The sequence below is a fragment of the Microbacterium sp. SORGH_AS_0505 genome (assembly GCF_030818715.1).
In the GTDB taxonomy this organism is placed as follows: Bacteria; Actinomycetota; Actinomycetes; order Actinomycetales; family Microbacteriaceae; genus Microbacterium.
In genome coordinates, this window is sequence record NZ_JAUTAT010000001.1 from 869698 (window position 1) to 887922 (window position 18225).

The window sequence follows — 18225 nt, forward strand, 5'->3', positions numbered from 1 at the left end:
ACGTCCGCCGGTGACACGACGTCCCGGAAGGACACCTCATGAACACCACATCCAACGACACCCTCGGTTACCGCCTCAAGCTCGTTCACCGCCTCGTGGCGCGCGAGCTCCACGAGCAGGCCGCGCAGGCCGGGCCGGAGGCGCGGCGCGACGACATCGTCGCCGCCGTGCAGGCGCGGGTCTCAGCCGCCGTCTCCGAGGACGACTACGACACCCTTCTCCGCTCGCTCGACGCGATCGCGCGGGAACTCGGCTGGGACGACTCGCAGCCGATGCCGCCCCGTTCCGGACGCCGCCACCGTCGCGGCTTCGGGCCGCGCCACGACTTCGGCCCGCTCCGCGGAGACGGCTTCGGTCCGCACCGCGGCCACGGCTTCGGCCACCACGACCGGCACGGCGACCACGGTCGCGACTGCGGCCACCGGCACGGTCACAGCGAGCGGCGCGGCTTCGCGCAGCATCCCGCCGTCGCCGAGGCCTTCGAGCGCGGCTTCACCCGCGGGTACGAGCAGGCGCAGCGCGACTGAGCGCCACCCCACCCCCACCGCACCGACACCGGCGCGGTGGGGGTGCCGCCGCTCTCAGTCGTGCGCGCGCGCAGCGAGCCGCCGCACCATCTCGGGGTCGGCGTGCGAGAAGAACTGGGACCGACCGATCTCGAGGCCCGCGATGCGATGCATCTCCTCATCCGACAGTGCGAAGTCCCGCACGCTCAGATTCTCGGCCATCCGCTCGCGCCGCACCGACTTGGCCAGCGACACCACGCCGCGCTGCAGCAGCCAGCGCAGCACGACCTGCGCAGGGGTCTTGCCGTGGGCCTCGCCGATCTCGGTGAGCACCGGGTTCGCGAAGAGGTCGTTCCTCCCCTCGGCGAAGGGCGCCCAGGCCTCGAGGACGACATCCTCCTCGGTGAGGAGTCGCTGAAAATCGGCCTGCTGGTGGAACGGGTTGACCTCCATCTGGTTCACGGCCGGCACGGTCCCGCCGAACTCGATGAGGTCGACGAGCCGGTCGGGTGCGAAGTTCGAGACGCCGATCGCGCGGATCCGCCCCACTTCATGCATCCGCTGCATCGCTCGCCATCCCCCGTAGTAGTCACCGAAGGGCTGGTGGATGAGGTACAGGTCGAGGTAGTCGAGCCCGAGCTTCGCCATCGACGCGTCGATCGCGTCGAGGGCGCCCTGCTCGCCGCGGCGCTGGATCCAGAGCTTGGTGGTGATGAAGAGCTCTTCACGCGGGATGCCGCTGGCCGCGATGCCTCGACCGACCGCCTCCTCATTGCCGTAGCTCGCAGCCGTGTCGATCAGCCGGTACCCGGCGGCGATGGCGTCGGCCACGGCGCGCTCGGTGTCGTCGGTGGGGATCTGGAAGACGCCGAAGCCGAGCAGCGGCATCTCGGCCCCGGTGTTCAGAGTCACGGAGGGGGTGGTGTCCATGGTGTTCCTTTCAGCCGCGCGCGTCGGCGCGGGGGGCCAGTAGCAGGCCGGCGGGCGTCGAACACCAGTGAACGCCCGTCGCGTCGGGCGAGCCAGGCTCTCGCGGAACCACCCTCGGGTGCGGGCTCCGTCGTAGCCTCGGAACATGGACGGCGAGAACGAGCTGCGGGAGTTCCTCGTGTCCCGGCGCGCACGGATCACACCCGAGCAGGCGAAGCTGCCGGCCTACGGCGGCAATCGCCGCGTCGCGGGACTCCGCCGCGAAGAGGTCGCGATGCTCGCGGGGGTGAGCGTCGACTACTACACCAAGCTGGAGCGCGGCGCCGTGGGTGTCGTCTCCCCCTCGGTCCTCGACGCCGTCGCCCGCGCGTTGCAGCTCACGTCGACCGAACGGGATCACCTGTTCCATCTGACCGGGACCACCGCCTCACTCCGACCCGCCGCGCAGCCCGAACGGACGACCGTCCGGCCCACCGTGCAGCGAATCCTGGACGGTCTGAGCGAGTCACCGGCGTTCGTCGCGACCGCGGCGCGCAACCTCGTCGCCGCCAACGCCCTGGGGCGGGCCGTCTACTCTCCGCTGTACGACGCCGCGCCCGACGGCATCCCGAACACCGCGCGCTACACGTTCCTGGAGCCGGGCGCGAAGGAGTTCTTCGTCGACTGGCACACCGCCGCCGCCAACCTGGTGGCGAATCTCCGACGCGAGGTCGGTTCCGACCCGCTCAATCGGGCGCTGGAAGAGCTCGTCGACGAGCTCAACCGCCGCAGCCCCGAGTTCGGCGAGCTGTGGCGGTCCCACGACGTTCGCACCCACGACGCCGGGATCAAGAGCATCCGGCATCCGGTCGTCGGCGAACTCCACCTCACGTTCGAAGCGATGCCCCTGCCTGCCGACCCGGGTCAGAACTTCGTCGTCTACGGCGCCGAACCGGGATCGGAGACCGCCGACCGGCTGCGCCTGCTGGCGAGCTGGAGCGCCGCGGACGCACGCTCCTGACGACGAGCGCGGTCAGTTGCCCTTCGCACCGGCGTCGGTCGTCCCGACGTCGGTGCGGTGGAAGTTCTGGAACGAGCGGGATGCCGTCGGCCCCCGCTGCCCCTGATACCGGTTCTTGTACGGGCCGGTGCCGTAGGGGTTCTCGGCCGGCGAGCTCAGGCGGAAGAAGCAGAACTGCCCGATCTTCATGCCCGGCCACAGCTTGATGGGAAGGGTCGCGACGTTCGCGAGCTCGAGCGTCACGTGCCCCGAGAAGCCGGGGTCGATGAAGCCCGCCGTCGAGTGGGTGATGAGTCCCAGGCGGCCGAGCGAGCTCTTGCCCTCGAGGCGCGCGGCGACGTCATCGGGCAGCGTGATCTGCTCGAAGGTCGCGCCGAGCGCGAACTCCCCCGGATGCAGGATGAACGGCTCGTCGGGCGCGACCTCGATGAGGCGCGTCAGCTCGGGCTGGTCCTCGGACGGGTCGATGAACGGGTACTTGTGGTTGTCGAACAGCCGGAAGTACCGGTCGAGCCGCACGTCGACGCTCGACGGCTGGACCATCGCCGGGTCCCACGGGTCGAGGCCGATACGGCCTCCGTCGATCTCGCCTCGGATGTCGCGGTCGCTGAGCAGCACGCGGCCAGCCTACTGGCCGACCAGGCAGCACGCGGCCAGCCTCCCGTCCGCCGAAGGCAGCACGCGGCCAGCCTCCCGGCGCATCGCACCCTCAGCGCGCGACGCGGACGACCACCACGCTCCGCGGCGGCACCGTGACGACACCGGATGCCGCGGCCGCCCCGACGAGCACGTCTCCGACCACCGGCGCCGCGACCTCGTCGTCGGTGCGGTTGGAGAGGAAGACGTAGCGCGCCTCGTCGTCGCCGCGCTCGATGACGTCCAGCCGGCCGTCCGCCGACCGCGGGTCCGCGGCGAGCGCCTCGAGACCGAGCCCCGCGAGCACCGCGCGGACGCCGTCGCGGCCGATATCGGCCGACACGTACGTCGCCGACCCGCCCGCGGGCAGACTGCGCCGCGTCACCGCCGGTGCGCCGGCGAGGTCGCCGTCGGCGTAGGTGTCGAGCACCTCGACGTCGTCGCCGACGTGCACGATGCGCTCGGTCCAGCCGTGCGCGACGGCGCCCGAGGCGAGGGCGATGCGCTCCTCGGGCAGCAGCGGCACGAACTCCTCGACCATGACGCCGAGCAGCTCGCGCAGTGCGCCCGGGTAGCCGCCGAGCCAGACGCGATCGTTCTCGTCGACGATGCCCGAGAAATACGTCGTGATGAGGTGGCCACCGGCATCCGTGAACACCTCGAGGCGCGTCCGCAGGGCGTCGGGGACGACGTGCAGCATCGGGGCGATGAGCACCTCGTACCCGTCGAAGGACGCCCCGACGGGGATGACGTCGGCGCGGACGCCGAGGTCGAGGAGGGCCCGGTACCAGGCGAGGGTCTCGACGTCGTAGGCGGGCGAGTCCGACGGGTGCGCGTCGCGCCCGCTGACCCACCACGACTCGTAGTCGACGACGATCGCGACGCGCGCCTTCTCGCGACGCGAACCGGTGACCGACGACAGGTCGCGGAGCGCTCCGCCCAGGGCGACGACATCACGGAACACGCGGCTGTTCTCGCCCGCGTGGGGCACCATGCCGGAGTGGTACCGCTCGCCGCCGGCGCGCGACTGCCGCCACTGGAAGTAGCAGACCGCGTCGGCGCCGTGACCGACGTGCGTGAGGGCGTCGCGCACGAGCTCGCCGGAGCGCTTGGGCGGGTTCACCTCGCGCCAGTTGACCGCGCTCGTCGCGTGCTCCATGAGGAACCACGGCAGGCCGCCGGCGATGTTGCCGGTCAGGTTCGCCCAGAACGAAAGGTCGTCGCGGCCGAGCTCGCCGGGGCGCAGGTAGTGGTCGTTCGAGACGAAGTCGACGTCGTCCACCCACGACGGGTAGTCGATGTCGCGGACGTTCTGCGCGACCATGAAGTTCGTCGTCCGCGGGATGCCGGGGGTCACCTCGGCGAGCACGGCCGCCTCGGCGCGCAGGTGGTCGCGGACGGCATCCGACGAGAAGCGCTCGAAGTCGAGCTGCTGCCCGGGGTTGCGGATCGTGGGCGCCGATCGCGGCGGCAGGATCTCGTCCCACTCCTCGTAGTGCTGCGACCAGAACGCCGTGCCCCACGCGTCGTTGAGGGCCTCGATCGTTCCGTAGCGGGCCTCGAGCCAGATGCGGAACGCCCGCGCGGCGTCATCGGAGTAGTCGTAGAGGTTGTGGCACCCGAGTTCGTTGGAGATGTGCCACGCGACGACGGCGGGGTGGTCGCCGTAGCGCTCGGCGAGCGCGCGGACGAGGCGCAGGGCGTACTCGCGGAACACGGGTGACGTCGGCCGCCAGTGCTGGCGGGCGCCAGGCCAGAGGATCGTGCCGTCGACGGTCTGCGGCAGGATCTCGGGATGCCGACGGGCCATCCACGACGGCGGCGAGGCCGTCGCGGTCGCAAGGTCCACGTCGATGCCGTTCGCGTGCAGCAGCTCGATGATCTCGTCGAGCCACGAGAAGTCGTACTCGCCGGGACGCGGTTCGAGGAGGCCCCACGAGAAGATGCCGAGCGAGACGATGTTCACGCCCGCCTCGCGCATGAGCCGGATGTCGTCGTCCCACACCTCGCGAGGCCACTGCTCGGGGTTGTAGTCGGCGCCGTAGCGCATGGTCCCGGGCTCCTGCGAGCCGTCCTTCACCCAGCGATAGTTCTGCACGCGACCACGCTAACCCAAAAACGTGCATGTGCACGGTTTCACGTGATCTACTGTGTGACGATGACCGATGCACCGGCCCGCGGACCGTACGCGAAGTCCGCCGCGCGGCGCAGCGAGATCATCGCGACGGCGACGGCCGTCTTCGGTACGCACGGGTACCGGGGCGGGTCCCTGCGCCAGATCGCGAAGCAGCTCGACCTCGGGCTCACGACCGTCATGCACCACTTCCCCACGAAGGTGTCGCTGCTCGCGGCCGTCCTCTCGCAGGAGGATGCCGCCGACACGGACTTCCTCGAGCGCTCCGCCCGGGACGGCTTCATCCCCACAGTGCTCGCGATCGTCGAGCGGAACATCGCCCGGCGCGAACTCGTGCGCATGTTCACCGTCGTGCAGGCCGAGGCGACGCACGCCGACCATGAGGCGCACGAGTGGCTGCGGCAGCGCTACGCGTCGGTCATCCCCGACTACCGCGACGCGATCGAGCACGACCGTGCGGCCGGACGGTTGACCACGACGGAAGACGCCACCATGCTCGCCGACCTCGTGATCGGCACGTGGGAGGGCATCCAGGTGCGCTGGCTCGCCGACGGCACGGACCCCGTCGCCGCGATGCGCGTCGCGCTGGACGCTCTACTCAGGCCGAAGGTGTGAGCCGCGGGTCGATCATCGTCATCCCCGCGGGCGACGCCGAGTCCATGACCGGCAGCAGCTCGGCGGCCTGCTCGAGCGACACGGTCCGCTCGATGAGGTCCTGCGGGCGGAGCGTGCCGCGGGCGATGAGCTCCAGCATCCCGGGGTAATCCTCGGCCGCCATGCCGTGACTGCCGAGCAGATCGAGCTCCCACGCGATGGCGCGCGCCAGCGGTGCAGGGGTGAGACCGGATGCCGAGGGCAGCAGCCCGACCTGCACGTGCCGGCCCCGGCGGCGCAGGCTGTGGATGGCGTCCGCGCAGGTCTGCTCGCTGCCGACGGCGTCGATCGAGACGTGAGCGCCGCCGCGCGTGATCGCGTGGACGGCCTCGGGCACGTCACGTCCGTCCGCGACGATGACCTCGTCCGCGCCGAGCGCGTGGGCGGCATCGAGCGCCGCGGCCGAGCGGTCGACCGCGACGACCTTCGCGCCGAGCGCCTTCGCGATCATGACGGCGCTGAGGCCCACCCCGCCGGCTCCGACGATCACGACCCACTCCCCCGCGGCCAGCTGCGCACGAGCGGTGAGCGCGCGGTAGGCGGTGGCGAAGCGGCATCCGAGTGCGGCGGCAGCGGCGAACGAGATCGACTCCGGCACGGCGACGAGGTTGCGGTCGGCGGCGTGGAGGGCGACCCGCTCGGCGAACGATCCCCAATGGGTGAAGCCGGGCTGCTGCTGGTCGGGGCACACCTGAGCGTCGCCGCTCCGGCACCACTCGCACCGGCCGCATCCGCAGACGAACGGCACGGTGACCCGGTCGCCGACCGACCAGTTCTCGACGCCTGCGCCGACCTCGACGACGACGCCCGCGAGCTCGTGCCCGGGAACGTGGGGCAGGGCGATGTCGTCGTGTCCGACCCAGGCGTGCCAGTCGCTGCGGCAGAGGCCCGTCGCGTGCACCTCGATGACGGCGCCGCCCGCGGGGGCGACCGGATCGGGGACCTCGGTGACGACGAGGGGTCCTGCGATCCGTTCCATCACCATCGCGCGCATGGTCCGATTCTGCCGGGGGTCAGGACCGTGTGAGCTCGCGGAGCACAGCGATGACGTCGTCGACCGCGGGCGGGCGGGGGCCTGCCCGGAAGACCACCCCCATGTCACGCGCCGCGCGCGGATCGTCGATGGGCCGCTGCACGCACCCGTCGAGCGGATGCGGCACCTCGGGTCCGATGGCAATGCCGAGCCCCGCGGCGACGAGGCCGTGCAGCGTGCGCAGATCGTCGCCCTCGAAGGCGATGTCGAGCGGCACGCCCTCGGCGGCGAAGAGCTGCTCGAGCGTGCGGCGCAGCCCGTACCCCGGCTTGAGCGTGACGTGCGTCTCACCGACGACGTCCGCGAGCGAGACCCGCGCGGCCGTCGCGAGTCGGTGCCCCTCGGGGACCACGACGACGAGCGGCTCGTCGTAGAGGTGGAGCGTTTCTCCGGAGGGATGCGTCGCGGCGGCCCCCGAGACGATCGCGAGGTCGGTCCGTCCGGAGTCGAGTTCGGCGAGGCACGCGTCTCGTGCGCCCTGCCAGAGCTGCACCCGGATGTCGGGGCGCGCCTCGCGCAGCCGCCGGACGAGCCGCGGGACGAGGTTCTCGCCGAGCGAGTTCTGGAACGCGAGCCCGACGGTCGACCGGGCGTCGTCGAGGGAGTCGAGCGCGTCCTGCGCCGCGCGGAGGGCTACGCGGACGCCGGGCAGCATGCGACGCGCGGCGTCGGTGAGTCGGATGCCGCGGCCGTCCCGCGCGACCAGCGCGACGCCGAGCCGCGACTCGAGCTGGCGGAGCGCGCGGCTCACGGTCGGCTGCGGCACCCCGAGCGCCTCGGCCGCGCGGGTGACGTGCTCGTCCTCACCCAGTGCGTCGAGCAGTGGGAGGTGCGGCAGCAGGTCTACAAGGCGATCGTGACTCATGCACGAACGCTATCGCTTCACGCACAAGGGTATTGGAACTGAATGCGACGCGTGCCTACCGTGGAGCGTGTGACGACCGTCGGCATCCCTCCCCTCACCGCGTCGCCCCGTCGGCTCGGCGCGGCGATGTGGACGACGGGCATCGCGACGTTCGGGGTGCTCTACGCGCCGCAGGGCCTGCTGACGGGCATCGCCGAGACGTACCGGCTCACCGCGGCCGACGCGTCGTGGGTCGTGTCGGCGGCGACGCTCGGGCTCGCCCTGGCGATCCTGCCGTGGGCGCTCGCTGCCGACCGCTTCGGACGGAGACGGATGCTGCGGGTCGCCGCCGTGGCCGCGGCGGTCATCGCCGTCGCATCGCCTCTGCTGCCGGGGTTCGCCGGGCTGCTGGTGGGAAGGTTCCTGCTCGGCGCGGCGCTCGGCGGAATCCCGGCTCTCGCGGTCGCGTATCTGCACGAGGCCGCAGGTCCGCAGCGCGCGGGGGTCGCGGCAGGAGCGTACGTCGCCGCGACGAGCGTCGGCGGGCTCGCGGGGCGGCTCGTCGCGGCGCCGGTGGGCGAGGTCGTCGGATGGCGGCTGTCGCTGGAACTGCTCGGCATCCTCGCGGCAGCCCTGACCGTGCTGTTCGCGGTGCTGTTGCCGCCGACCGAGGAGCACCGGCCGGTGCCGCTCGGCCGCAGCCTGCGCGTCCTCGGACGACAGGCTGTGAACCCGCGCGCACTCCCGCTGTATGCGATCGGCGCGATGGTCGTCGGGGCGATGGTCGCGGTCTTCAATGCGCTGGGCTTCCGCCTCGAAGCCGCGCCGTACTTCCTGTCGGCGACGGCTGTCTCGCTGGTGTTCCTGACGTACCTGTCGGGCACCGTGACCTCACGTCTGTCCAGCGCGCTCGTCCAGCGTTTCGGGACCCGGATGCCGCTGGTCGCCGCCGGCGCTGCGATGGTTGTCGGCGCCGTCATCACCCTCGCGTCCCCGGTGGTCGTCATCGTGCTCGGAGTCCTGCTCATCACGGCGGGCATGTTCCTGGCCCACGCGACGGCAAACGCCGCAACCGCGCGAGCCGGTGGCTCGGGCCGACAGCACGCGGTGGCGCTGTACAGCGTGGCGTACTACATCGGCTCGAGCGTGCTCGGAACGATCGGCGCGGCGGCGTGGACCGCGGGCGGATGGGCCGCCCTGGCCGGACTCGTCGCCGTGCTCGGGGTTCTCGTGGTAGCCGCTTCCGTCAAGGTGCGGGACTAAGTCCATCCCGTTCGCTACAGTTCCGGGCATGAACAGCTATGGGGATTACGCCGGGCTCGGCGCCGGCCTGATCATCTTCGGGATCATCATCTACGTCGGCATCTTCGCTCTCGCGCTCTGGGTCGGGTATCTCATCCAGCGCACCGCGGTGAAGAACGGCATGCTGCGCGCGATGCAGGAAAGCGGCATGATCTTCGCGCCGCGGCCGGGTGCGCCCTATTCCGGGGGCGGGCAGCCCGGGGCTCAGCCGCCGTACCCGGGAGGCGGGCACCCCGTAGCCCAGCCGCCCTACCCCGGTCAGCCCCCGGTGGGCGGCCAGCCCCCGGTGGGAGGTCAGCCCCCGGTTCCGCCGCAGACGCCCCCGCAGGCTCCGCCGGCGCGCCCGTCGAACGACTGATCGCTGCGACGGGCGGACGCCTCCGAGCCTTGCTAGGCTTACGAGGCGCCTCCGGGCGCAGTGGGGCTGTAGTTCAATGGCAGAACATCTGCTTCCCAAGCAGATAGCGCGGGTTCGATTCCCGTCAGCCCCTCCACTGCGACTTCTCGCGCGGGATCACCGCGGGATCCATACGCGCATCGTCGAGGGCCCGCGGTTGCCCCACTCTCGATAGGGAATGAGGCGCACTCGCGTCTCTTCGACCACCGGATCGACCGCGTCGCCATATGGCCATGAGGCTTCCTCGGACGCGCGAACGCCGACTCGGAGCAGGATCTCGCCGCCCCGCACATCCAGTTCCGGGTCGCCGACGATGACGGCTCGATCCACGTCGGCACCGAGGTCGATCGACTCGAGGGCGTAGACCACCGGACCCCGTTCGACCGCGATGGACCCCCGGACGGCGTCGATGAGCGGGTGGGGATGCGTCACACGGGGCGCCATGGGCAGCGTCAGGACAACCTCTTCACCGACGGCGAAGGAACGCCGCACGCTGACAGTCCCGGGCTCGGCGGTTCGAGTGCCATCCGCATCGGAGATCGTCGCCCCGACCGCCCACGCCGGCACGCGCAGAGTGAGCGACCACGGCCCGCCGGTCGACTCCGTGATCACGAGACGGATGTCGCCTGCATCCGGGTAGGACGTCTCGACGCGCACGCCGACCGTCACCCCGGGCCGGAGTGTCGTGCGGATCTCGGAACCGGCGTACTGGTGAACCTGGATACCGTCGTCGTCCGCCGTGGCGAGGTAGGCGCCGAGGGCGGCGAACGTCCGCGCGACATTAGGTGGGCAGCAGGACACGTCGAACCACGGTGCGCGCGACGACGAGGATGCCCTCGGGGACGTCGACTCCGGATCGGCGGGCTCGCCTGGCACACGCTGGTGGAGAGTGTTGGCGTAGAAGAACGACGTGCCGTCCTGCCCCACCGCCGTCGCCACGACGTTGTAGAGAGTGCGCTCGATGAGGTCAGCGTGTTCCGGAGACCCGTCGGACAGCAACAGTCTCCACGAGAGCATCATCGAGGAGACCCCGGCGCACGTTTCCGAGTACGCGCGGTCGGAGGGCAGCTCCCAGTCCTGCCCGAAGGCCTCGTCCTGGTGGTGAGATCCCTGACCGCCCGTGAGGTACGTACGGCGGGCGATGGCGTGCGAGGTCTGACGCCGGACGGCATCCAGCAGATCCGCATCGCCTCGTTCGACAGCGACGTCGACGGCACCGGCGGCGAGATAGTTGGCGCGCACCGCGTGGCCGCGAAGGGAGTCGGCCTCGCGTACCGGAACGTCGTCCTGGAAGTAGACCCTGCCCCATTCGATGTCGGCGAGCGTGCCGTGGCCGCGACGCTCGACGAACATGGCCCGCCTGATCGATGTATCCGGCCTCGCCCAATGCTCTGCCGAGCTCGGCCAGGCCGGCCTCGATCTCCGCGTGCCCGCACACCCGCTCGATGCCCCCCTCGCCGAACGTGCGGCAGACGAGGTCCGCAGCACGACGCGCGACACCGATGAGCCCGTCGTCTGCGTCGGGCCGCGTGCGGTGACGGGCGACCGCCGCTTGGAAGAGGTGACCGAGGCAGTACAGTTCGTGGCCCCACTCGAGGTCGGACCAGCGCGGAGCTTGGCCGGGGCGGCCGAACATGGTGTTGACGTAGCCGTCCGGCTCCTGGGCGGCGGCGACCCGTGCGACGACGGCGCGGAAGTTCTCCTCTGATCGCTCGTCGGGCTCGCGACCGAGCTCCCATGCGAGCGCCTCCAGGTACTTGAAGACCTCCGAGTCGGAGAACTCTCGTCCGCGGCGCCCCTCGGGAAGGTCACCCGCAGCGGCCAGATCGAAGTTCCCGAGCCAGCCTTCGGACTCGAGCCGCGCCCGGATGTGGGGAATGGTCGCTGCGGCGTTGCGCCTCTGACGCTCGGCCCAGAAGCCGTCGGTCAGCCGGACCTCGCTGAGGCCGAGCGGACGGAATCGACCTCTTGAGGGATCGGCCGGCGCAATGGGTCGGGAAACGGCGGTGTCGACGATCGGAGTGGTCATGGTCATCCCTTGAAAGCGCCGGACATGAAGCCGCGGACGTAATGACGTTGAAGGATCAGGAAGAGAAGGATGCAGGGCAGGGCCAGCACGACGACCCCCGCCTCCGTCGCGCCGTAGTCGACGACGCCCTGGACCTGGCCCCGCAGGTTGGCGACCGCGAGAGGCAGCGTCATCCGCGCGGAGTCGTTGATGAGAATGAGCGGCGCGAAGAAGTCGTTCCACGCGGTGAGGAAGGCGAACAACCCGACGGTGATCAATCCCGGCTTGACGGCGGGGATCAGCACGCGCCACAGCGCGCTGAATGCGGAGCACCCGTCGACCATGGCGGCCTCGTCGAATTCCTTGGGAACCGATTCGAACGACACTCGCATCATGAACATCGAGAACGGCAACTGGAACATGGTGATCACCAGGGCCACCCCGACGAGCGAGTTCTGCAGGCCGACGGCGTTCAGCAGGACGTAGAGCGGGATCAACAGCGTCGCGTACGGCACCATCAAGATCGCGAGCACCAGGAGGAACAGCACGTTCTTGCCCGGGAAATCGAATCGGGCGAACGCGTACCCGCCGGTCAGTGACAGCAGCAGCGTCAGCGCCACCGTCAAGATCGATACGAACAGGGAGTTGCCGAGGTAGACCCAGATCCCCGCCTGATAGTCGGCGAGGGCGAGGTAGTTGCCGAAGCCCCAGCCCTCCGTCTGGCTCGTACCCGCACGGGGGCCCACCGATGACACCGCCGTCCAGATGAGCGGGTACAGGAAGATGATGGCGAGGGCTGTCGTGAAGACGGCATAGGGGATGCCGAGGACGAGGCGCTGTGCGCGGGAGCGACGCCGTCGCGGCGAGTCGGGGGTCGACCCCGGGGCTACGAGGGTGCGCGTGGCGGTCATGGTCATCGGAGGTCAGCTCTCGTCGGGGCGGCGGAAGGCACGCAGCTGGAAGAAGTTGATGACGATCAGAGCGAGCAGCACGAGCACCGAGAGCGCTCCGGCCACTCCGAGGTTGTTCTGCCCTTGGAACGCGACGCTGTAGATGAGCTGCACGATCGTGACCGTGCTGTTGTCGGGCCCGCCCTTGGTGAGGATGTAGAACTGCTCGAACGCGAGCAGGGAGCCGGTCACGCACATGACGGTGGTGAGCGCGAAGGTCGGCCGCAGAAGCGGCACGGTGATGTCGCGGAAGGTCTGCCAGCGCGAGGCACCGTCGATCCGCGCGGCCTCGTACACCTCGTCGGGGATTCCCTGCAAGCCCACCAGCATGAGCAGCATGTAGAAGCCCGCGTACCGCCACACGATGAGGAAGACGGTCGACCAGAGCGCACCCTCGGGCGTACCCAGGAACGTGATGCCCCAGGCATCCATCAGATCGGCGAAGGGCCCAGCGAGAGGCGAGTACAGGACGTAGAAGAGCAGCGACGCGGACGCGAGGCCCAGGGCGGAAGGGACGAGGAAGGCCGTGCGGAGCAGCCCCTTCCAGCGCGTGCTCTCCTGCACGAGCAGGGCGAGTCCGAGGCCGAGACCGATCAGCAGGACCGTCGTGATGACGGTGTAGAGCAGCGTGAACCGGATCGAATCCCAGAACAACCGGTGATCGACGGCATCGACGTAGTTCTCGGGGAGGTTCAGCCCGCGGTTGCCACCCAGGAGCGGCCAGTCCGAGCCCGACATCTGGAGGACGAGCAACAGCGGGATGACGAACAGGAAGACGACGAACAGCGCCGTGGGAGCAGCGAAGCCCCAGCCCTGTGCCGGCCCGCCGAGGGGGCGACGCGCCCGCCGGCGGGCGGGAGCGGGAGGTGCGGTGACGACCATGTCGACCTTTCGTGGAGGGGATGCCGGCGGGAGCCGCGCGGTCGGCGCGGCCCCCGCCGAGGATCACTGCTGCAGGATGGCGGTGATCTCTTCGTTGTCGGCGTCGACCGTGTCCCCGTCGCCGAGGACGGCGTTGCGGACGAGCGTCAGCCACGGGCTGCCCGGGGCGTTGAAGGCCTGCTGGAAGTTCAGCGCGACGGGGGTGTCACCTTGACCCGCGACCTCGTTGATGGTCACCAGTCGCGGGTCCGCCTCGGAGTACTCGTTCGACGCGAAGTCCGCTCGTGAGACGACGTCCTTGTTCTTGGCGAGGACACCGACCTGAGCGTCCTCGGACATGAGCCAGTTGAGGAAGTTCCACGCCTGGGGCGACTGCTTCGAGTCCTTCGAGATGCCGATGCCGTCACCACCGACGAAGGTCGAGGCGCCGCCGTCGGGACCGGCGATACCGGCCACGCCCGCGTCGAAGGGCGTGGAGGACAGAAGCGTGGCGGGGTAGTACATGAGCCCGACCTTGCCTTCGGTGAATCCCGCCGTCCAGGTCGGCCCGGCCTCATCCTGGGAGCTGGGCAGAACGGCGCCCGAGTCCCACAGGTCCTTCCAGGTCGAGTAGACCTCCTTGGCGGTGTCGCTGGCGAGCAACGACTCCATGCCATCGTCACTCAGCACGTCCTCGCCATCGGCCCAGACCGTGGGGAACCACGTGAAGACGAGGCATCCGCCGCAGTTCAGCCCGGTAGCCGTGCCGTAGACGTCCGGCTTGTCGAGGGCCTGGATCGCCTTGGCCGCCTCGGCGAACTCTTCGAGGTTCGCCGGCGCCTTCTCCGGGTCGAGTCCGGCCTCCTCGAACAGCTCCTTGTTCCAGAACAGCATGGAGAGGTCGAGGACGAACGGGAGCACGTGCTCCTTGTCGTCGACCGTGCCGGCACTCAGGTGCCCCTTGTTGATCTCATCCTTGAAGTCGAGGCCGTCGATCTGCGCGCTGATGTCTTGGAACAGACCCTGCTCGACCCAGTTCGGCACGTAGACGATGTCCGCAGCGAAGAGGTCCGGGAGCCCGTTCGAACCGGCAGCGGCCCCCACCTTGGCGACGTAGTCGTCGTTGGGCACGACCGTCAGCTCGACCTGGTTCTCATGCGTGTCGTTGTAGGCCTCGACGAGGAGCTTCGCCTGCTTCTCGAGCGGTGCGCGCGTCCACAAGGTGAGAGTGGAGCCGTCGTCCACACCTTCGGCGGGGATGTCGGCAGGCGCCGCCCCCGTCGTGTTCCCGCCACCTGCGCAGGCGGCCAGCGAACCGGCCAGGAGGCCGGCAGTGATCAGTGCAGTGAAAGTCCGCCGTCGGGACCGGCGAGGGATGGTGGTCATTGCGAGTCCTCTTACTCTCCGTCGAGTGAGCGTGTGGGTGATCACACGGCCCTGGTGCTGCGGATGTCGAAACTATCGAAACCCATTTCGGGACACTAGCGCCGGTTGTTCGCTAGGGTCAATAATGAATTCCGAAATCTTTTCGAAAGGTGGGTCCGTGTCGCTCGACGAAGTCGGTCCTCGCATGGCCACTCTGGGCGATGTCGCTCGCGCCGCCGGAGTGTCGCTCGCCACCGCATCGAAGGCGATCAACAACCGCAGTGACGTGGCGGCGAGCACGCGACGGCGGGTACTCAAGGCGGCGGACGAGCTCGCCTTCACACCGAACCCGATGGCCAAGGGGCTCTTCGCGGGCCGAACCGGCACCGTGGGGCTGCTGACGAGCGACCTCGACGGACGCTTCATGCTCCCGATCCTCATGGGCGCCGAGGACGCCTTCGGAGCTGGGCAGGTGAATGTCTTCCTATGCGATGCGCGCGGAGATGCCATTCGCGAGCAGCATCACCTTCGTGCCCTCCTGAGCAGACGAGTCGACGGGATCATCGTGGTCGGCCGTCAGACCGACCCGCGCCCCTCGCTCGGTCAAGAGATCCCCGTCCCGGTCGTCTACGCATATGCGCCCTCCGACGACGATCGCGACCTGTCCCTCACTCCCGACAACCGCGCCGGCGGCCGCTTGGCGATCGAGCACCTGCTCGCGTGCGGGCGATCACGGATCGCGCACGTCTCCGGCGACCCCACCTACGCCGCCGCTCGCGAGCGGCTCGAAGGCGCACGCGCCGCACTCGCGGACGCGGGACTCGATTTCGTCGGCGAACCCCTCTCCGGCGATTGGTCCGAGCACTGGGGAAGGGATGCCGCGAGCACTCTTCTCACTCGACACCCCGACATCGACGCCATCTTCGCCGCATCCGATCAGATCGCGCGCGGCGTACTCGATACGGCGCGCGACCTCGGCAGAACGGTCCCCGACGACCTCGCCGTCATCGGCTACGACAACTGGGAGCTTCTGGCCACCAACTCCCGCCCCGAGCTCACCAGCATCGACGCCAACCTGCAGCAGCTCGGGAGGCGCGCGGCGCAGCACGTCTTCGAAGCGATCGACGGCTCCACGCGAGAGTCCGGCATCCGGAACCTGCCGGTGCGGTTGGTGATCCGAGGGTCGACGGTCGCGCGGCGCTAGCCCCTTCCTACCGACGGGTGGAACGGTGATCTCGCCGCTGACCCGGACCCTACAGCCGGCGAAACCCCTCAGCCCTCGAGTTCCTCCAGCTCTCGAAGCGCCTGCCTCGCACGGCGCAGTCGCTCGACCTCAGGCTCGTCCCACCAGTACGGACCGCGCTCGCCGAGCCCGTGCTTTGCGAGGTCGACCCGCCGGCGAGCCGCTGAGGTGGCATCCAGATCGCCCTTCGCACGGCGCACACCCGACCTGCCGCGCCCGAGATGGGACGTCAGCGCCGCGACGAGGCCTGCGGGCAGGGACGGGTCGGTGCGCCGCCATCGGCGACCGTTGATGACGAACCAGCGCTCGTCGTCGAAGACTGAGTCATTCGCCATCGGCAATCCTTTCCGTCAGGGCCAGTCGAGCGTCTGGAATGCTCCCATTCAGCAGCGGGGGCACAACCGACGAGAAGAGTCACGCCGAACGCAGTCAGGACCATCCCACACCCCCGACGCTCTCATGGGAGTCGAAGCTATCGGTGCCCGCCGCAGCGGCACCACCCGTTCGAGCAATGAGGCGGCCGACCGCATCATCACGACGTGGTGCGGAAGACGTACTCCCGCAGGCGCGGGTCCGCCGGATCACCGTCATGATGCCCCTTCGCCACCGGCAGCCAGCCGAACGGCGCCTCACTCCCGAGCAGACTCGGCACTCCCTCCATCGGAAGGTTCTCGGCGATCCCCACGCTGTCCAGCACGGGGAGGTCGGCCAACGGGGAGACGTCGACGACGTCTCCCCCGACGAGGAGGGCGGGGTTCTCGATGTGGAGGCTGCGTAACGCCCGACATCCGGACAGCGCAGCGACATCTCGACACCGCAGTGCCAGGAGGAGCATCGAATCCAGCTTCTTCGGCGGGGTCTCCCATCGGAGGGCGGCGGTCTGCCGCTTACCCTGCAGTTTCAGATGCGTGAGGGCTGAGCACCCGTCCCCCGCCGTGATGACCTCGCCACCAACCCGGCCGAGGACGAGGTTTTCCAGCCTGGGGAGGCCGACCCACCCATCCGCGGCGAAGTCGGAGGACTCCGAATGGATGTGGGTCGCCCAGCGGAGGTCCGCCGTGGGCACCGGACGCGCGTGATTCGTCCGGACGATCAACGATCGAACGCTCGTCTGCTCGAGGGCCGCCAGCGACGGGGTGACGATCCTGCCGCGCAACTCGATGAAGCGGAGCGCGGGCACTTCCGCGATCCACCGCAGAGAGGATGCCGCGTCCACAGACTCATGGTCGAGGAGGATGCCTTCATGTCCTTCTTCGACCAGCCGGCGGGTGTCGTCGGACGTCACCGGTCCGGTGATCCTGGCGATCCGCGAGAACGTCTCGCCCTCATCGACGAAACTCATGCGGGGGTCACGGCAGGCCCGGAGTCCACGTCGGCTCGGCGCTCGACGCGCCGTCCGCGCTTCCGCTCGCGGTGTACGTCGTCCCGTCGAGGACGAGCTCGACGTCGTAGTCGACGGCACCATCCTCGCCCAGCGTCGCCATCTGCGATGGGGACAGGCGGGAGAAGAGCGTGAGGTCGCCGGGTTGGTCGCATGCCCAGTCCGGGATGGCGAGTTGGAGGTCGACGCCCCCTCCCTCGCCGCGGAGCGCGATCGTCGCCGCCACGGCGGTGAGCGGAGAGGTCACGTCACGGAGGTGGAGCTCCACGGAACCGCCCTCTCCGTCCGGACTCGCCGTGACGTCGAGCGAGCTCGTGGTCGGCACGTCGAACGTAGTCGTGGTCGTCCACCTCACGTAGGCCTGAGACGACCCGACCGTGCCGCCGATCGGCAGACCGGGGCCGCTCCCGGCTTGGAGCCACAGGGCGTACGTGTCGGCCTCCGAGCGGTTCGCGACCTTCCACCACCCCCTCCCGAGGTCGGTGATCTCCGGCTCGGACAGATCCGGGCCGCAGCCGACGACGTCGCCGCCCCGCTGCTCGGCGAACAGCATCCATCCGTCCTGCCGCACGAAGACGTACAGGTCGTCCCCGGTGATGGCGGGCACGTCATCGGGCATGCCCGCGTACCCGGCCTCCTCGGGCAGGGATTCGAGCCGCAGCTCCGTGTCGGCGGTCCGGACGATGAGGTCGTCAAGGGCGGGAAAGCCCGCGACCTCCGTCGCTACCGGGGAGGGCACTCCGTCCGGCGCATCGTCCAAGTTCTTCGGCCCCGTGGAGATGCAGCCCGAGAGCGCGATCGTTCCGACGAGGAGCGCCGCGACAGCAGCAACGCTCCGCACAGCGAGATTCAGCATGGTCGTTCCCCCGGTCCTCCGCTCACCGTACGCCCTCGTCGCATCTGTCACCGAGGGAATCGATGGCTGTGGCGCACACGTTTCCGTGCTCGCAGGAATGCCGGCGCGCGGCATCCGTTGTATTC

At 69.8% G+C, this 18225-nt stretch carries 18 protein-coding genes, 1 tRNA gene and 1 pseudogene; 7 read left to right on the plus strand and 13 right to left on the minus strand.

Translation table 11 applies throughout. The annotated features are described in order from the left end of the window. Positions 1–38: 38 nt before the first annotated feature. Positions 39–527 carry a hypothetical protein gene (locus tag QE428_RS04245; RefSeq protein WP_307463402.1) on the plus strand — a complete coding sequence of 163 codons (489 nt, stop codon included), beginning with the start codon at positions 39–41 and terminating at the stop codon, positions 525–527. A 54-nt stretch (positions 528–581) separates the two neighbouring features. On the opposite strand, the gene QE428_RS04250 is transcribed toward QE428_RS04245, so the two are convergent. Continuing rightward, the gene (locus QE428_RS04250) at positions 582–1436 is read right to left on the minus strand and encodes an aldo/keto reductase (protein WP_307463406.1); all 855 of its coding nucleotides are present in this window, start codon (positions 1434–1436) and stop codon (positions 582–584) included. 145 nt (positions 1437–1581) lie between these two features. Here QE428_RS04250 and QE428_RS04255 point away from each other — a divergent pair, with 145 nt between their 5' ends. Further along, complete coding sequence (locus tag QE428_RS04255) at positions 1582–2436, plus strand: helix-turn-helix transcriptional regulator (protein ID WP_307463409.1); 855 nt, start codon at positions 1582–1584, stop codon at positions 2434–2436. A gap of 12 nt (positions 2437–2448) precedes the next feature. Here QE428_RS04255 and dcd read toward each other — a convergent pair whose 3' ends face one another. Beyond that, the gene (dcd, locus tag QE428_RS04260; protein ID WP_091357450.1) at positions 2449–3054 is read right to left on the minus strand and encodes a dCTP deaminase; all 606 of its coding nucleotides are present in this window, start codon (positions 3052–3054) and stop codon (positions 2449–2451) included. A gap of 91 nt (positions 3055–3145) precedes the next feature. Continuing rightward, a complete protein-coding gene (locus tag QE428_RS04265; protein WP_307463417.1) occupies positions 3146–5170 on the minus strand; it encodes a beta-galactosidase in 2025 nt (674 codons plus the stop codon). A gap of 60 nt (positions 5171–5230) precedes the next feature. On the opposite strand from QE428_RS04265, the gene QE428_RS04270 reads away from it, so the two are divergent. Further along, positions 5231–5821 carry a TetR/AcrR family transcriptional regulator gene (locus QE428_RS04270; protein WP_091357456.1) on the plus strand — a complete coding sequence of 197 codons (591 nt, stop codon included), beginning with the start codon at positions 5231–5233 and terminating at the stop codon, positions 5819–5821. Here the strand turns inward: QE428_RS04270 and QE428_RS04275 are convergent. Beyond that, positions 5805–6854 (minus strand): zinc-binding dehydrogenase, encoded by a 1050-nt coding sequence (locus QE428_RS04275; protein ID WP_307463421.1) that lies wholly within the window; start codon positions 6852–6854, stop codon positions 5805–5807. The genes QE428_RS04270 and QE428_RS04275 overlap by 17 nt on opposite strands. A gap of 19 nt (positions 6855–6873) precedes the next feature. Then, positions 6874–7758, minus strand: a complete 885-nt coding sequence (locus QE428_RS04280; RefSeq protein ID WP_307463424.1) for a LysR family transcriptional regulator — start codon at positions 7756–7758, stop codon at positions 6874–6876. A 42-nt stretch (positions 7759–7800) separates the two neighbouring features. Here QE428_RS04280 and QE428_RS04285 point away from each other — a divergent pair, with 42 nt between their 5' ends. The 3 genes from QE428_RS04285 to QE428_RS04295 all read left to right on the plus strand — a co-directional run bounded on the left by QE428_RS04285 (position 7801) and on the right by QE428_RS04295 (position 9533). Continuing rightward, positions 7801–9000: an MFS transporter gene (locus tag QE428_RS04285; protein ID WP_307463426.1), complete on the plus strand. Its 1200-nt coding sequence runs from the start codon at positions 7801–7803 to the stop codon at positions 8998–9000. A gap of 28 nt (positions 9001–9028) precedes the next feature. Beyond that, complete coding sequence (locus tag QE428_RS04290) at positions 9029–9397, plus strand: hypothetical protein (protein ID WP_307463429.1); 369 nt, start codon at positions 9029–9031, stop codon at positions 9395–9397. 62 nt (positions 9398–9459) lie between these two features. Further along, a tRNA-Gly gene (locus tag QE428_RS04295) sits at positions 9460–9533 on the plus strand. Positions 9534–9553: 20 nt separating this feature from the next. Here QE428_RS04295 and QE428_RS04300 read toward each other — a convergent pair. From QE428_RS04300 to QE428_RS04320, 5 genes and pseudogenes are all read right to left on the minus strand, one after another. Next, positions 9554–10789, minus strand: a complete 1236-nt coding sequence (locus tag QE428_RS04300) for a glycoside hydrolase family 127 protein (RefSeq protein WP_307470632.1) — start codon at positions 10787–10789, stop codon at positions 9554–9556. A gap of 55 nt (positions 10790–10844) precedes the next feature. Then, positions 10845–11471: pseudogene (locus QE428_RS04305) on the minus strand (beta-L-arabinofuranosidase domain-containing protein); the annotation flags it as partial. Next, positions 11468–12361 carry a carbohydrate ABC transporter permease gene (locus QE428_RS04310; RefSeq protein WP_091357480.1) on the minus strand — a complete coding sequence of 298 codons (894 nt, stop codon included), beginning with the start codon at positions 12359–12361 and terminating at the stop codon, positions 11468–11470. The pseudogene QE428_RS04305 and the gene QE428_RS04310, both read right to left, overlap by 4 nt. Positions 12362–12367: 6 nt before the next feature. Beyond that, positions 12368–13276, minus strand: a complete 909-nt coding sequence (locus QE428_RS04315; RefSeq protein WP_091357484.1) for a carbohydrate ABC transporter permease — start codon at positions 13274–13276, stop codon at positions 12368–12370. Between the two features lie 63 nt (positions 13277–13339). Further along, positions 13340–14641, minus strand: a complete 1302-nt coding sequence (locus QE428_RS04320; RefSeq protein WP_307463432.1) for a sugar ABC transporter substrate-binding protein — start codon at positions 14639–14641, stop codon at positions 13340–13342. Between the two features lie 124 nt (positions 14642–14765). On the opposite strand from QE428_RS04320, the gene QE428_RS04325 reads away from it, so the two are divergent. Beyond that, positions 14766–15824 (plus strand): LacI family DNA-binding transcriptional regulator, encoded by a 1059-nt coding sequence (locus QE428_RS04325; protein WP_373457698.1) that lies wholly within the window; start codon positions 14766–14768, stop codon positions 15822–15824. Positions 15825–15892: 68 nt separating this feature from the next. On the opposite strand, the gene QE428_RS04330 is transcribed toward QE428_RS04325, so the two are convergent. The 3 genes from QE428_RS04330 to QE428_RS04340 all read right to left on the minus strand — a co-directional run bounded on the left by QE428_RS04330 (position 15893) and on the right by QE428_RS04340 (position 18100). Continuing rightward, on the minus strand, positions 15893–16198 hold the full coding sequence (locus QE428_RS04330) for a biopolymer transporter Tol (protein WP_307463438.1): 306 nt from the start codon (positions 16196–16198) through the stop codon (positions 15893–15895). Between the two features lie 197 nt (positions 16199–16395). Continuing rightward, entirely contained in the window at positions 16396–17205 is an 810-nt protein-coding gene (locus QE428_RS04335) for a hypothetical protein (RefSeq protein ID WP_307463439.1), read from the minus strand. Positions 17206–17212: 7 nt separating this feature from the next. After that, positions 17213–18100, minus strand: coding sequence for a hypothetical protein (locus QE428_RS04340; RefSeq protein WP_307463441.1), 888 nt, complete (start codon positions 18098–18100; stop codon positions 17213–17215). Between the last annotated feature and the right edge of the window lie 125 nt (positions 18101–18225).